Annotated in this window: 12 protein-coding genes and 1 riboswitch; of the genes, 9 read left to right on the top strand and 3 right to left on the bottom strand. The window is 47.0% G+C overall.

Going from position 1 to position 14,515, the window contains the following annotated elements:
• Positions 1–10: 10 nt before the first annotated feature.
• On the bottom strand, positions 11–301 hold the full coding sequence (locus C0033_RS24130) for a DUF6171 family protein (RefSeq protein ID WP_242984585.1): 291 nt from the start codon (positions 299–301) through the stop codon (positions 11–13).
• Positions 298–1,851 (bottom strand): alpha-N-arabinofuranosidase, encoded by a 1,554-nt coding sequence (locus tag C0033_RS24125; RefSeq protein WP_103230403.1) that lies wholly within the window; start codon positions 1,849–1,851, stop codon positions 298–300. The genes C0033_RS24130 and C0033_RS24125 overlap by 4 nt, the downstream gene beginning before the upstream one ends.
• 207 nt (positions 1,852–2,058) lie before the next feature.
• Here C0033_RS24125 and C0033_RS24120 point away from each other — a divergent pair, with 207 nt between their 5' ends.
• From C0033_RS24120 to C0033_RS27245, 8 genes are all read left to right on the top strand, one after another.
• Positions 2,059–2,982, top strand: coding sequence for a winged helix-turn-helix transcriptional regulator (locus C0033_RS24120; protein ID WP_103230402.1), 924 nt, complete (start codon positions 2,059–2,061; stop codon positions 2,980–2,982).
• A 91-nt stretch (positions 2,983–3,073) separates the two neighbouring features.
• Positions 3,074–3,163, top strand: a riboswitch (NiCo riboswitch).
• 112 nt (positions 3,164–3,275) lie between these two features.
• Entirely contained in the window at positions 3,276–4,196 is a 921-nt protein-coding gene (locus C0033_RS24115) for a cation diffusion facilitator family transporter (RefSeq protein WP_103230401.1), read from the top strand.
• 320 nt (positions 4,197–4,516) lie between these two features.
• Positions 4,517–5,749, top strand: a complete 1,233-nt coding sequence (locus C0033_RS24105; protein WP_103230399.1) for a hemolysin family protein — start codon at positions 4,517–4,519, stop codon at positions 5,747–5,749.
• Positions 5,750–5,845: 96 nt separating this feature from the next.
• Positions 5,846–6,814, top strand: a complete 969-nt coding sequence (locus tag C0033_RS24100) for a DUF4846 domain-containing protein (RefSeq protein ID WP_103230398.1) — start codon at positions 5,846–5,848, stop codon at positions 6,812–6,814.
• Positions 6,815–6,826: 12 nt separating this feature from the next.
• Positions 6,827–7,918, top strand: a complete 1,092-nt coding sequence (locus C0033_RS24095) for a linear amide C-N hydrolase (RefSeq protein WP_103230397.1) — start codon at positions 6,827–6,829, stop codon at positions 7,916–7,918.
• Positions 7,919–7,980: 62 nt separating this feature from the next.
• Positions 7,981–10,251, top strand: coding sequence for a glycoside hydrolase family 3 C-terminal domain-containing protein (locus tag C0033_RS24090; RefSeq protein WP_103230396.1), 2,271 nt, complete (start codon positions 7,981–7,983; stop codon positions 10,249–10,251).
• Positions 10,252–10,266: 15 nt separating this feature from the next.
• Positions 10,267–10,407, top strand: coding sequence for a hypothetical protein (locus tag C0033_RS27250; protein ID WP_180994881.1), 141 nt, complete (start codon positions 10,267–10,269; stop codon positions 10,405–10,407).
• 313 nt (positions 10,408–10,720) lie between these two features.
• The gene (locus tag C0033_RS27245) at positions 10,721–10,933 is read left to right on the top strand and encodes a hypothetical protein (protein WP_180994880.1); all 213 of its coding nucleotides are present in this window, start codon (positions 10,721–10,723) and stop codon (positions 10,931–10,933) included.
• A gap of 289 nt (positions 10,934–11,222) precedes the next feature.
• Here C0033_RS27245 and C0033_RS24085 read toward each other — a convergent pair whose 3' ends face one another.
• On the bottom strand, positions 11,223–12,278 hold the full coding sequence (locus tag C0033_RS24085) for a nitronate monooxygenase (protein ID WP_103230395.1): 1,056 nt from the start codon (positions 12,276–12,278) through the stop codon (positions 11,223–11,225).
• 283 nt (positions 12,279–12,561) lie between these two features.
• On the opposite strand from C0033_RS24085, the gene C0033_RS24080 reads away from it, so the two are divergent.
• The gene (locus tag C0033_RS24080; protein WP_103230394.1) at positions 12,562–14,514 is read left to right on the top strand and encodes a BMP family ABC transporter substrate-binding protein; all 1,953 of its coding nucleotides are present in this window, start codon (positions 12,562–12,564) and stop codon (positions 14,512–14,514) included.
• Position 14,515 lies beyond the last annotated feature (1 nt).

Here is a 14,515-nt window from a genome sequence, read left to right as displayed (position 1 = left end):
ACGTCTGAGTTTAAGCCCACCGCTCCGGCCTGCACGGACAGCGGAGACTTTTTTTGGCAGCCCGCATCTCAACAAAGCAGCCGCAGAGCCTGCACATGCCGTTTATAAGGTGGCCGCAGGATTTACAGGCTTCTAAGCGCAGATTATAAATGTCCGTGGAAACCTTGATGTCGTCATCCAGCTGCTCCACGTAATTTTTCAGAGAGGACTGATAATCGCTGGCGGAAAGAGACTGCATGCCGCATCTGGGACAGCCGTCCCTTTTAATATCAGGAACGGCTGCATTGGATGCGGGATTCATCGCTGTGTACCTTCGGGCTCTAAGGTTATTAATACCACTGACTTTGACGGAATCCGTACGGTAAGACAGTTATCCTGGATGGAACAGTCCTCAAATGGAGCGGGTTTTACCAGGTCAGGATTTTCAAAGGTATTTTTATCCTGCATTTGGCCGGAAGTGAGCACAAGCCCTGTTTTCAGCCGGAAAGTTCCATAGTCCTCCACGTGGCATTTTATTACGCCGTCTTTATGAGGATCGATGTTGCACAGAGTCATGTTGATGGAGCCGTCCTCTGCCCGTGATACGGAAGCGCTGATCTGCTTTAAGCTTTCTCCTTCATAGCAATAGTCATCCGATAAGACAGCGAAATCCAAAAGCTCAGCATCCTGATGAACCTTGAAGAGGTTAAATACATGGAACGTAGGTGTGCGCACCAGCTGATCGCCTTCGGTCAGCAGCATGGCCTGCAGCACGTTGATGGTCTGGGCAATATTGGCCATCTTTACGCGGTCACAGTGATTGTTGAAGATATTTAAAGTCACTCCGGCAGATAAAGCGTCACGCAGCGTGTTCTGCTGATAGAGAAAACCGGGATTTGTGCCTGGTTCGCAGTCAAACCAGGTTCCCCATTCGTCCACAATCAGAGCCACTCTCTTTTCCGGATCATAGCGGTCCATGATCTGACAATGCTTTTCGATCAGTTCATCCATAAAGTAGGAGGCTTTCATGATGCCGAACCATCCGTCTTCATTAAAATCAGTGGCCGATGTACGGGATCTGGACTCATCTCTCAGATAGCGTTCATTTCCATCCTGCATTTTCATAGGAATGACGGGATCATTTAGTCTGGTATAGTGATGGAGGGCGATGGCGTCCAAATGCATGGAAGCATCCCGCATCAGCACTTCCGTCCAGTGGTAATTAGATCCTCTGGGACCGGCTGCCACGCGGAAGAGGTGATTGTCGCCGTAATCGCGGGCGTATGTATGATAGCGGAGCAGTTCGTCCGCATAGTATTCGGCCCTCATTTTGCCGCCGCAGCCCCAGTTCTCATTGCCGATGCCGAAATATTTTAAATGCCATGGTTCATCTTTACCGTTTTGGCGTCTGAGATCCGCCATAGGGGATTTTCCACCGAAGGTCATATATTCCACCCATTCAGACATCTCGCGGACTGTTCCGCTTCCCACATTTCCGCAGATATATGGTTCCGTATCCAGCATTTCGCAGAGATCAAAGAATTCATGAGTGCCGAAATGATTGTTTTCAACGACTCCGCCCCAATGCGTGTTGATCATCTCTTTACGCGTCTCTTTCGGCCCAATGCCGTCTTTCCAATGATATTCGTCAGCAAAACATCCTCCCGGCCATCTGAGGCAGGGGATTTTGATCTCTTTAAGAGCTTCCACCACATCATTTCTGATTCCCCTGGTGTTTGGAATGAAAGAATCTTCTCCCACATAGAAACCGTCATAGATACATCTGCCCAAATGCTCGGCAAAATGGCCATAGATCATCCGGCTGATCTGCCCCTTTTTTGAAGATCCATTTACAATCATCTGATTCGCCATACCTGTTCCCCGCTTTCTTTTATTGTTTAATTTTAAATAAAAGTATATATTATAGAAAAATATATAATTAATAAATACCATAGATTTTGGTATTTGTCAAATGGGTTTTGTTTGGGGGCTTTATTAAAAACTTAAAAGCCTTGTTTTCTTTTCCAGCCTCTTCTATAATCTAAACATACGCCTTATTTTATCCGGGGAGGAAAACGAATGATACAAATATCTAATTTAAGAGAAGGAAAAACATTGTTTAAAGCGTTAGGTTCAGATATCCGCATCGCCATATTAGAACTTCTGCTTGAGCATGATAATATGAATTTAAATGATTTGGCATGTGCCCTAAATCTGACCAACGGAGCTTTAACCAGCCATATCCGGCTGTTAGCTGAGGCGGGAATTATTGCCGTGGATACAAAGGCCAGCGTGGGCAATGAAAAAAAATACAGGGTGACGGCGGAACGGATTCTGGTTCAGATGCGTAGGGAGCCGGTGAAAGATAATCTCTACGAAGCCGATATCAAAGTGGGGCTTTACTGCGGCTACCGGGTGGCCCCGTCCTGCGGCCTGTCCACGCCGACCCATTATATCGGCCAGGTGGACGATCCGCGCTTTTTCTCACATCCGGAACGGAGCGGCTGTGATATCTTATGGTTTACGGAAGGGTATGTGGAGTATATACTGCCCAATCTGATACCGCAGGGGCAGAGGGCGGACCAGCTTTCCCTTACAGCGGAACTGGGCTCCGAGGCTCCGGGACATAATGATGTGTGGCCTTCCGATATTTATTTTTATCTTAACGATGTTCTGCTGGGAATGTGGACCAGCCCCGGAGACTTCGGAGGAACGAAAGGTGCGCTTAATCCAGAATGGTGGAACAGCAATATGAACCAATATGGCCTGTTAAAATGTATAACGGTGAATCATGAAGGCTCTTTTATCGACGGTGTCAGGATATCGGATGTGTGCATTGACCAATTTAAGCTGGATGAGCATGTTCCAATCCGTTTCCGTTTCGAGGTGCCGAAAGAGGCAGAACATGTGGGCGGTTTGACTATATATGGCAGGAGTTTCGGCAATTACGGCCAGGATATCAGGATGAAGCTGGAATACAGTCCGGTGAAAGCCGCCCAATAAACTAAATTCTTGATTTGTACTAAGATTTTGTTGCAAAATATCCGGATTTCGCATATGATATAGAAATACTCTTTGCACTGCATATAAATCTACAGTACAAACTGAGCAGGCGATGGATGAGATCCATAGGGCCGGGTTGCCATAGGCGACAACAGATGAAGACAGCATCTGTGGGACAGTAGTTTACTAAGATATTGTTCCATAGGTGTTTTTATTTTACGGAAAAATAGGATTTCCCATAAATGAAGCACCATGGATGGACGGCAGCTGCAAAACATTGGAGGTAAATGTAAATGAAACATTTAAGGAAAAAAGCAGAGGCGCCAACCGATAAAAATATAGCGATGAGGGTGTCCACAGTCAGCATTGTGATCAACTGTCTTCTTTCACTGTTTAAGCTGGCCGCAGGGATTCTGGCTGGATCAGGAGCCATGATATCGGATGCGGTTCATTCTGCGTCGGATGTGTTCAGCACCATTGTCGTTATGGCCGGGGTTACGGCAGCCAATAAAAAATCAGATAAAGAACATCCCTATGGACATGAGCGGATGGAGTGCGTGGCGTCCATACTGCTTGCGGCCGTTTTGTTTATCACCGGAATCGGTATCGGCCTTGGCGCGGTGGAGAAAATCATGAAAGGGACTTCAGGCACACTTCTCATTCCCGGAAAGCTGGCTTTGGAAGCTGCCGTCGTATCCATTGTTGTAAAGGAGTGGATGTATTGGTATACCAGGGCGGCAGCCAAACGGATTAATTCAGGCGCACTGATGGCAGACGCATGGCATCACCGTTCCGATTCCCTTTCTTCAATTGGGGCGTTTGTGGGAATTTTCGGAGCCCGTATGGGATTTCCCGTTTTGGACCCGGCGGCCAGCCTTGTGATCTGTGTGTTTATCGGAAAGGCGGCGGCGGACATCTTCCGCGACGCTATGGATAAGATGGTGGATAAGTCATGTGATGATAAGCTTGTGGCGAAGATGACGGAAACGGCTTTGAAGGAAGAAGGGGTCTGCAGGGTGGACGAAATCAGAACCAGGATGTTCGGTTCCAAGATCTATGTGGACATTGAAATAGCTGCGGATTCCAGGCTTGATCTCAAAGACGCCCATCAGATAGCAGAAAATGTACACTGCGCCATTGAAACGGAATTTCTCCAGGTGAAGCACTGCATGGTCCATGTGAATCCGCTGGAAGAACAGGAACAGAGCTGTTAAAACGGCGTTAAGCATTGGGGGAACGGATTGACGAAGAAAACAGGGATCCTTTATAATAACTGATAATCCGTAACACGGATGGAGAAAGGAAACATTTCATGGACGACGCCGACAGCGACGAAGAATCCCATATATCTTTTGTTAAGTCAAAATCAAACTGCATAGATTCGGATATTACAGGCATAACCTGCGGTCTTTTCAGACGGCGGGTTGTGCCTTTTCGTGTTTTTGGCGGCAGAAAGGGAGGAACCGATGGGCAGATAAGACGAAGACCGGAGTAAGTTATTCACAAGCAAATTAAAAAGAGAGAGGATTATTAAATGGAAAGTCACAGTATTTCACTTATTATCATTATATTTTGTATTATTATGTCAGCTTATTTTTCGGCCACAGAGACCGCATTTTCATCCCTGAACCGCATTCGGATTAAGAATATGGCGGAAAAAGGGAATAAAAAAGCTGCATTGGTATTTAAACTTTCAGAAGACTATGACAGCCTGCTGTCCACAATCCTGATAGGAAATAATATCGTCAACATAGCCAGCGCCTCCTTAGCTACCTTAATATTTGTAAAACTTCTGGGGGATGAGGCGGGAGCCAGTGTATCGACAGTGGTCACAACGATTGTGGTCCTGATCTTTGGCGAGGTATCACCGAAAAGTATTGCAAAAGAATCGCCGGAGCGGTTCGCCATGTTTTCCGCTCCGCTTCTGAAATGCTTTATCGTGATTCTGACACCGGCTAATTTTCTTTTCCGCCAATGGAAAAAGCTTCTGTCATTGGCCTTTAAGACAACGGAGGATGCCGGGATTACGGAAGAAGAGCTGTTAAGTATTGTAGATGAAGTGCAGCAGGGCGGAGGAATCGATGAGCAGGAGAGCGGTCTGATACGCAATGCTATCGAGTTTTCCGAGCTGGAAGCTGTTGATATCCTTACCCCCCGGATCGATGTGACGGCAGTTTCCGCCGATGCCTCAAAGGAGGAGATTGCAGAACTGTTTTCTTCAACCGGCTATTCCCGCCTTCCTGTTTATGAAGGCGATATCGATCATATTACGGGAATTTTGTATCAGAAAGATTTTTATCACCTGATCTGCGGCCAGAACAGGGAACTGCAGCAGGTGGCCCGTCCCGCTTTATTTATTACGAAACATATGAAGATAGGAGCGCTACTTAAAGAACTTCAAAAGAGAAAATCACATATTGCGGTAATTGTGGATGAATTTGGCGGTATGGTCGGAATCGTAACGTTAGAGGACGTTTTAGAAGAACTTGTTGGGGAGATTTGGGATGAACACGATGTGGTAATCAATGAGATCGAGATGATTTCAGACCGGGAATATCTGGTTCTGGGAACCGCTCATGTGGAAAAATTATTTGAGCTGCTGCATAAGGAACGGGAATTTGACGTCGTCACCGTCAGCGGCTGGGCGATGGAAGAGATCGGGCGGATACCGAAAAATGGGGATCAATTCACCTATGAAGATATGAAGGTCACAATTCTGGAAATGAAAGATAAAAGGGTGAATAAGGTAAGGGTCAGCATTCTCTGATCAACCTGCTGAACAGTTGCATTAATTCATAGAATTCATGCCGGGATTATGGTACAATAAATATCAGAACAAAAAAACGGGTATGAGGATAATGCTATGAAAAAATATACCAGGGCTGCGGCCTTAGGATTGCTCTTGACTGCCGTTACTTTAACCGGCTGCGGCGGCCGGAGAATCCCGGCGGAAACAAAGAGCAGCACAGAGGAGCCGGTGACGGTGACCATTCGGGCCGGGACCATAGAACTGGTAACCGAAACTTCTCCGGTTCAGGGACAGGGAGAAGAAAAAAAGAGTTTGATTGATCCGGAAGGGATGACTCTTGAGACGAGAATCCGAACGCCAAAAGGCTATGCGCGGATACCCAAAGAGGCCGGAAGCTTCCAGGGATATATGCGGATGAGGGCGATGAAGCCGGATGGAAGCAAAGTACTTTTATATGACGGGCGGGAAAAGGGCAATCAAAGCGCACAGGCGGCGGTTTTTGACTTCCCTGTTTTTGACAGCGATCTGCAGCAGTGTGCGGACAGCGTAATCCGCCTTTATTCGGAATATTTCTGGACGATGGGTGCCCATGATAAGATCGCCTTTCATCTGACCAATGGATTTCTCATGGACTATCCGTCCTGGATCAGCGGAAAACGGCTGGCCGTGGACGGAAACAATACCTCCTGGGTGGATAAGGAATCCTATAACGATTCCTACGAAACATTTCTGCTCTATTTAAAGTATGTGATGATGTATGCGGGAACCCTGTCGCTGGATGAAGAAAGCGCCCCTGTTGAACTCGGGGATATGCAGGCCGGAGATATGTTTATCAAAGGGGGAAGTCCGGGGCATTGCGTGATGGTGGCGGATATGGCGGAAGATGAGATGGGAAATCTGTGTTTCCTGCTGGCTCAGGGATACATGCCGGCCCAGGATTTTCATATTCTGAACAATCCGCTGCATGAAGAAGATCCCTGGTATTACGTTTCTGAGATAAGCTATCCGCTTCAGACCCCGGAATATACCTTCCAGGAGGGAAGCTTTAAGCGATGGTATGGTTTTCAATATAAAAAGGAATAGGATAAAGAAGAGATGAAACAAAAGAGATGGAAAAAAATACTGGCCGGGATCATTGCCGGCCTTCTGATTTTGGCTGTTGTCGTTCTGGGGGGAGCTGCATTTGTGTTCCGCCATGAACTGAAAACAGTCAGTTCCTTAAAACAGGTGGATGATAACGTTTTATACGTGATGGAATATGACGGGGATTATGGATTTGACGAGTTTCTGGAAACGGGGGCGAAGAGCGACGGAGAGTTGGTGGAATTTGTGACAAAACGTCTGTTAAAGGGACTTCCGGTGAAATTTTCCATCCCCGATCTGGGCTGTTCCACGTTCAGCGCTCAGACAGAAGATGGAGATCAGATATTCGGAAGGAATTTTGACCTGACCTATTCCCCGGCCCTTTTTATTAAAACGGCTCCGGATCATGGGTATCAGTCTTATTCCACGGTTAACCTGGCCTTTTTAGGATTTGGAACGGATAAACTTCCGGACAGCTTTATGAGAAAGGTTATTACTTTGGCGGCTCCCTATGCGCCTTTGGACGGAATCAATGAAAAGGGGCTGTCCATAGCGGTTCTGAGAATTGCGGACGAACCCACACATCAGGATAACGGAAAGATCGATATCACCACGACGACTGCCGTCCGCCTGGTGTTGGATAAGGCCGCAACGGTGGCGGAAGCGGTAAGCCTGCTGGAGCAGTACGATATGAACGCTTCGGCAGGAAGCAACTACCATTTCCAGATAGCGGATGCTCAGGGAAACAGCGCGGTGGTGGAATACATAGATGATGAATTTATCGTATTGGAAGCGGATAAAAATTACCAGATGGCTACCAATTTTCTGCTGTCCGATAGAAAATATAATTTCGGAAGCGGCCAGGACCGGTATCAGATTTTAAAGGATACTTTGGATGAATGCGGCGGAATTTTAAAGGATGAACAGGCCGGGATGGATCTTTTAGAAGCTGTCTCAAGCGATTGGCACAAGTCGGAATCGGGAAGAATCAATGCGACACAGTGGTCGATTGTCTATAATAACACGAATCTGACCGCGAAGGTGGTCACCGGGCGCCAATATGATAAGCCGGCGCATGAATTTTCTTTGAAAGCTGCTGATTAGGGGATAAAGGGCAGTAACTGTATGCTCTGAACTGATGGTAAAGCAAAAGGAGGGCAATCATTATGGACAGAAGCGATATCAAAAAAATTGTAAACCAGATGACTCTGGAAGAAAAGGCTATGATGTGTTCCGGTGCAGATTTTTGGCACACACAGAAGATAAGCCGCTTGAATATTCCGCAGACGATGGTGAGCGATGGACCGCATGGATTGAGAAAACAGCCGGAAGACAGCGGCGGGGATCATCTGGGGCTGAACGATGCCATTGATGCCGTATGTTTTCCGGCGGCGTGTGCGACGGCCTGTTCTTTTGACAGAGAACTCTTATATGAGATGGGAGAAGCCCTCGGAAGAGAATGCCAGGCAGAAAATGTTTCCGTGCTTCTGGGACCTGCCGTAAACATAAAACGTTCTCCGCTCTGCGGAAGAAACTTCGAATATCTGTCCGAAGACCCATATGCAGCGGGTGAACTGGCCGCGGCGTATATAAGAGGTGTTCAGTCGCAGGATGTGGGAACCTCGATCAAACATTTTGCAGCTAACAATCAGGAACACGAGAGAATGTCCATATCCGCAGATGCCGATGAGCGTACACTTCGGGAAATCTACTTTCCGGCATTTGAAACTGCGGTTAAAAAGGCTCACCCCTGGACAGTAATGTGCTCCTATAACCGTATAAACGGGATCTATGCATCTGAAAATAAATGGCTTCTCACAGATGTTCTGAGAGACGAGTGGGGATTTGACGGATACGTGATGTCGGACTGGGGCGCGGTCCGCGACCGTGTGGAAGGTATCATTGCAGGAATGGATCTGGAAATGCCGGGAAGTAATGGAGTAAATGATAAGTCTATCGTGAATGCAGTAAAGGAAGGCCGTCTGAAAGAGGAAATCCTGGACCTGACCGTGGAGCGTATTTTGAATATTGTTTACCGTTATACAGAGAACCGGAAAGAGGAAGTATTCGACAGAGACTCAGACCACAAAAAAGCTGCCGCGATAGCAAAACAGTGTATGGTTCTGCTGAAAAATGAAGAAAAAGTCCTTCCTTTGTCATCAAAAGAAACGATCGCATTTATCGGCGGATTTGCTGAAAAACCCCGTTATCAGGGCGGCGGAAGTTCCCATATCAATTCTCATAAAGTGGTATCCGCACTCGATTTGAAAGATTCTTATGGGGATATCATTTATGCTCAGGGATTTTCCTCTGAGGAAGATAATATGGATTTAGAACTGATGGATGAAGCCGTCAAAACCGCACAGCTTGCCGATAAGATTGTAGTATTTGCAGGTCTTCCGGACCTCTTTGAATCGGAAAGCTATGACAGAAGCCACATGAACCTTCCAAAGTGCCAGACACATCTGATCGAAAAGCTGTCGGCCATGAATAAACCGGTGATTGTTGTGCTTCATAATGGTTCGCCCATTGAAATGCCCTGGGCAGATAACGTACAAGGAATTTTAGAAGCATATCTCGGAGGCGAAGCGGCAGGCGAGGCAGTTATGGACATTTTATATGGAAACGCAAACCCGTCAGGAAAATTAGCGGAGACATTTCCCCTTCGCCTGGAAGATAATCCCAGCTATTTGAATTTTCCGGGAATGAATAAGCACGTAAATTACGCAGAAGGAATTTTTGTCGGCTACCGCTATTATGATACAAAGAAAATGGATGTGCGGTTCCCATTCGGATATGGCCTCAGCTATACAACGTTTGACTACAGCAATCTGAGGCTGGACAAGGCAGAACTTTCTCCTGAGGATACGGTTACAGTCTCTGTAGACATCACAAATACCGGCGACAGAGCGGGAAAAGAGATTGTCCAGTTATATGTGTCCGACAAAACCGGAGCCGCAATCAGACCTATCCAGGAGTTGAAAAATTTTGCCGCCGTCACCCTGAATCCCCAAGAGACAAAGACTGTGAGCATGGAACTGGACTACCGCTCCTTTGCCTGGTATGATGCGTCCCAGAAAGACTGGTATGCGGCAACCGGAAACTATGAAATAAGGATTGGGAAGTCCTCAAGGGAGATCGTGCTGTCCGCAACCGTTTCCATGAAAAACAACAATGAGAAACTTCCGGTTATTGATGAAAATGTTATGATCGGCGATCTGATGAACTGTAAGAAAACCGCCAGTTATGTACAGGAAAGGCTGATGCCTTATATTAAAGTGTTTACCGGGGGAAATGTGGAAGGCGAAACAACTGAGATGGAACAAAAAATGGTATACTATATGCCCCTCAGCTCTTTAAGAAGCTTTGGCCACTTAGACAATGAAGAACTATTTAAGATCGTAAATGAGCTAAAATCAATCATCCCTTCTAGCTAAGAAAAATTCACAAAATTGTTATTTAACGGGGTTGGCGGAAAGGTACGCCCGGAATCAGGAGGCGGAGCCGGAAGACGAAGGTCGGAGGGGCCATCCGGGCCGGGGAAGGAAGATGCAGCCACATGGGATTCGGGATTCGCCCCTAAGAACTACTAAGACCCGCAAGGACAGAACGAGGCAGGCCAGCGCCATTCGCAGTGAACTCTTTATGACTTCGCTGCTCAGTGGCGCTTTAGAAACTGATTCGGAATTCAGTTTCTACCTGCCTCGTTCTGCCCTTGTGGGTCTAAGTAGTTCTAAAGGGGTTCCATACGATCCCATGTGGCTGCATCTTCCTTCCCCGGCCCGGATGGCCCCTCCGACCTTCGTCTCCCGGCTCCGCCTCCCGATTCCGGGCTGGTTTTCGCAGGCCAGGTTAAAAACAATATTGGTGCGTAGGTATTTATGTAGAATTACATTTATATAGATCATGAAGGGATTTTCAGAAATGCCTTCGGGTTTTACTTTAAACGTCAAAGCATTTCACGAAAAGACCTCACCCTTTACATTAAATGGTGAAGGCATTTCTGAAAAAGACTTCACCCTTGATGTAAAACTTACTCACAATCCATCAAATCTTTTTTCCTCAGCTAGCCAAGCAACAGCCGGAAAGAAGGGGAAACCCAGGCGGCGGCGGAAGTAATCGGCGAAATGGGATCGTATGGAACCCCTTAGATGTACTTAGATCCGCAAGGACAAAAAGAGACAGGTAGAAACTGAATTCCGAATCAGGTTCTAAGCGCCCCTTGAGCAGTGAAGTCATCAGGAGTTCACTGCGAATGGGCGCGGTCCTGTCTCTTTTTGTCCTTGCGGGTCTTAGTACATCTTAGGGGCGAATCCCGAATCCCATTTCGCCGATTACTTCCGCCGCCCGCCTGGGCTTCCCCTTCTTTCCGGCGTTTCTTACTCAGTTAAATAAAGATTTCCCCACCTTATTGGCTTAGTTCGGCTAATAGTTCGTGGACTGTGGTCATTTTGTTCAGGCGGTATGCATTTTCTCCGCAGAAGAGAAGGGAATTATCCACATCCCCCTTTGCCGCCCGGACCAATGCCCCGGTAATGCAGTATGGAATCTTAGTGATATCGCATTTTTTCAGGCAGTGGTAGCATTTGGGAATCTTTTCGTTGGAAGTTTCCCGTTCTGCCATAAAGGCGTTGCGGATTGCCCGTCCCGGCATGCCGACAGGGCTTTTTACGAGCACGATATCTTCTTTTCCTGCATTTAGATAGGCTTCTTTAAAGCGGGGGTCCACATCGCATTCTTCTGTGACGACGAAGCGTGTGGCCATCTGAACGCCGGCGCAGCCTAATGACATATAGTGATCGATATCGGCGCGGTCGTAAACGCCTCCTGCAAAGATCACGGGAATTTCCTTTTGATATTTCTTTTCATATTGTTTAACGCATTCAATGATTTCAAGAATCTGTTTATCGTAACCGGTGGAGTCTAAGGCTTCCACCTCTTCTTTTGTATATCCCAGATGGCCGCCTGCTTTCGGCCCTTCAATAACCACCAGATCGGCGGTTCTGCCGTAATGGCGGTCCCAAAGCTTTAACAGGGTCTGGGCTGCTTTTGGCGGGGATACGATGGGGGCGATCTTAATGTTGGAATCCTTTGTCAATGCAGGCAGATCGGTGGGAAGTCCGGCTCCTGAGATGATCAGATCCGCTCCATGATCGATACAGCATTGCACGTATTCCTTATAATTATTAAGCGCACACATGATATTCACTCCCACAATGCCGCCGCAGGCCAGTTCTTTTGCCTGTTCGATATGGCGTCCCAATGCGCGGAGATTGGCATTTAATGTATCGGTTTCAAAGTCCGGTTCCAAAAATCCCGGCTGGGCGGCAGAGATGATTCCGATTCCGCCTTCCTTTGCAACCGTTCCGGCCAGCCTTGAAAGACTGACGCCAACCCCCATTCCTCCCTGGATAATCGGAAGTCTTGCGGTGAGTTCACCTATTTTCAATGGTTTAAGATTCATTTTTCTTCTCCTGTTGTCATTATAATTAATACTCTGATATGTAGTTATCAATACCATATAACACAATACCAATATAAAGCAACATAAAGAATCTGTCAAGCAAATATATATATAAATAACTGTTGCTTAAAATGCGTAAAACACCCCGAGATTTGTTGCAACAAGGCTTCTTATTATATATAATAGACGTGTACTGACAAATTATGCCATGAGAAGGGGAGCCGGGCAGAGGTTTCGGCTTTTCGTCGAAATTGCCGTTAAGAGCGGCAGAATGGAGGAATATATGGCGTTATACGATTATGTGGGAGCATTGAAGAAAGGGCGGAAGCAATACCAGTCGGCCGTCTTAAAGGGAGAATATCCATACCTTCCGGTATTGGATGACATCCTTTCTTATACAGATATTGTGTCGGAAGTGAGCTTGGGACTGATGGATATACCGCTGGACCGGATTGTGGGAACGAAGACAAAGGGCAGAACCAGCGCCTTTGCCAACAATTTCATGCCTTTGTTAAATGAAAAATCAGAGTTTGGAGCCAAATGGGCTTATTTATTTGACCACCAGATTGAAGAGGGAATACGTGATCCGATCATTGCTTATGAGTTCATGAATCAGTTTTATGTTCAGGAAGGCAATAAAAGGGTCAGTGTTTTAAAATACCTGGGGGCGTTCAGCATACCGGGAACCGTGGTTCGGCTGATTCCGAGAAGAAGCGATGAAAAAGAGAACCGTCTCTATTATGAATTTTTGGACTTTTATCAGGTATCCTTTAACTGCGATATCTGGTTCAGCAGAGAGGGCAGTTATAACAGGCTTTTGACCGCCATGGGCAAGAAGCCGGAGGAAGTATGGAGCGAGAATGACCGGGAATATTTTAAGGCCGTTTATAACCGATTTGCCAAAGTTTTCGATCAGGAAGGCGGGAATGCGCTGGAGCTTACCTGCTCGGATGCATTTCTTATCTATGTGGAGATCTTTGGCTACGATGCCATAATAGAGCGCACAGAAGCCCAGATGCAAACGGATCTGGTGAAGATCTGGAATGAATTTTTGCTGGTATCCAGCGGCGGAAAGATCGCTTTGGTAGAACAGCCGGAAGAGGTTGATAACGGCGGAGCAGCTAAATTGATGAACTGGCTGAGGCCATTTACCAACGTGGAACCGGAGATGCTGAAAATTGCATTTATCTACGCAAAGACTCCGGAGACGTCCAGCTGGACTTATGGGCATGAACTGGGAAGAATGTATTTGGAACAGGCATATGACGGCAAGCTGAAGACCGTGGCTTTTTATGAGGCGGACAACGACGAGGAGACGGCCAAAGCCATTGATTTAGCCATTGCGGCCAGATGTAATCTGATCTTTACAACCGCGTCACAGATGATTAATTTCAGTGTCAAAGCGGCGATCCAGCATCCGGAAGTCAAGATATTCAACTGCTCGGTTAATATGTCGTACTCATCCATCTGCACCTATTACTGCCGGATGTATGAGTCCAAATTTCTGATGGGAGCGTTGGCTGCGTCCATGGCCCGATCCGATAAACTGGGCTATATTGCGGATTACCCCATCTATGGAACCATTGCCAATATCAATGCATTTGCGTTGGGAGCCAGGATGATCAACCCTTATGTTAAGGTTTATCTGGAGTGGTCCAGGGTAAAGGATGCTGACGTGCAGGCATCCCTGGAAAAAGATGGAATCACGTTTATATCAGGAGAAGATATGATCACTCCGCAGACTCCGTCCAGAGAGTACGGTTTATATCATAAGGAACCGGACGGTCAGCTTGAGAATCTGGCCACGCCCATCTGGCATTGGGGTAAATTCTATGAGCGGATCGTTGAGCTGACCTGCAAAGGAGCGCTGGACGCCAAGGACAAGAAGGGCAAACAGGCCATCAATTACTGGTGGGGGATGTCGGCAGATGTGATTGATGTGATCTGTTCCCAGAATCTTCCCCACGGAACAAACCGGCTGATTACATTTTTGAAAAATTCCATTCGGACCGGCAGCTTTCAGCCGTTTAACGGCCTGATCTATTCCCAGGACGGCACAACTCAGTGTAAAGACGGGGAAAGCCTGTCTCCGGAAGAGATCATCACGATGAATTGGCTGGCTGAAAATGTGGTGGGCCGGATTCCCGAATTTGATGAGCTGGCAGAGGAAGCCCAGGCGCTTGTAAAACTTCAGGGAGTGAAAGTAGAAGAGACAATGGATACGGAGGAAAATTAGT

The sequence above is a fragment of the Clostridium sp. chh4-2 genome (assembly GCF_002899675.1).
Classification (GTDB): domain Bacteria; phylum Bacillota; class Clostridia; order Lachnospirales; family Lachnospiraceae; genus CHH4-2.
Note: the sequence above shows the minus strand (reverse complement) of the source record. Positions and strands in the feature narration are given on the sequence as shown.

Excerpts from the sequence above, each read along its gene's own strand:
- C0033_RS27245 (WP_180994880.1), top strand. The coding sequence starts at position 10,721 with ATGAAGGGATTTTCAGAAATGCCTTCGGGTTTTACTTTAAACGTCAAA.
- C0033_RS24085 (WP_103230395.1), bottom strand. The coding sequence starts at position 12,278 with ATGAATCTTAAACCATTGAAAATAGGTGAACTCACCGCAAGACTTCCG.
- C0033_RS24080 (WP_103230394.1), top strand. The coding sequence starts at position 12,562 with ATGGCGTTATACGATTATGTGGGAGCATTGAAGAAAGGGCGGAAGCAA.
- C0033_RS24105 (WP_103230399.1), top strand. The coding sequence starts at position 4,517 with ATGGAAAGTCACAGTATTTCACTTATTATCATTATATTTTGTATTATT.
- C0033_RS24125 (WP_103230403.1), bottom strand. The coding sequence starts at position 1,851 with ATGGCGAATCAGATGATTGTAAATGGATCTTCAAAAAAGGGGCAGATC.
- C0033_RS24100 (WP_103230398.1), top strand. The coding sequence starts at position 5,846 with ATGAAAAAATATACCAGGGCTGCGGCCTTAGGATTGCTCTTGACTGCC.
- C0033_RS24090 (WP_103230396.1), top strand. The coding sequence starts at position 7,981 with ATGGACAGAAGCGATATCAAAAAAATTGTAAACCAGATGACTCTGGAA.
- C0033_RS24130 (WP_242984585.1), bottom strand. The coding sequence starts at position 301 with ATGAATCCCGCATCCAATGCAGCCGTTCCTGATATTAAAAGGGACGGC.
- C0033_RS24095 (WP_103230397.1), top strand. The coding sequence starts at position 6,827 with ATGAAACAAAAGAGATGGAAAAAAATACTGGCCGGGATCATTGCCGGC.
- C0033_RS24115 (WP_103230401.1), top strand. The coding sequence starts at position 3,276 with ATGAAACATTTAAGGAAAAAAGCAGAGGCGCCAACCGATAAAAATATA.
- C0033_RS24120 (WP_103230402.1), top strand. The coding sequence starts at position 2,059 with ATGATACAAATATCTAATTTAAGAGAAGGAAAAACATTGTTTAAAGCG.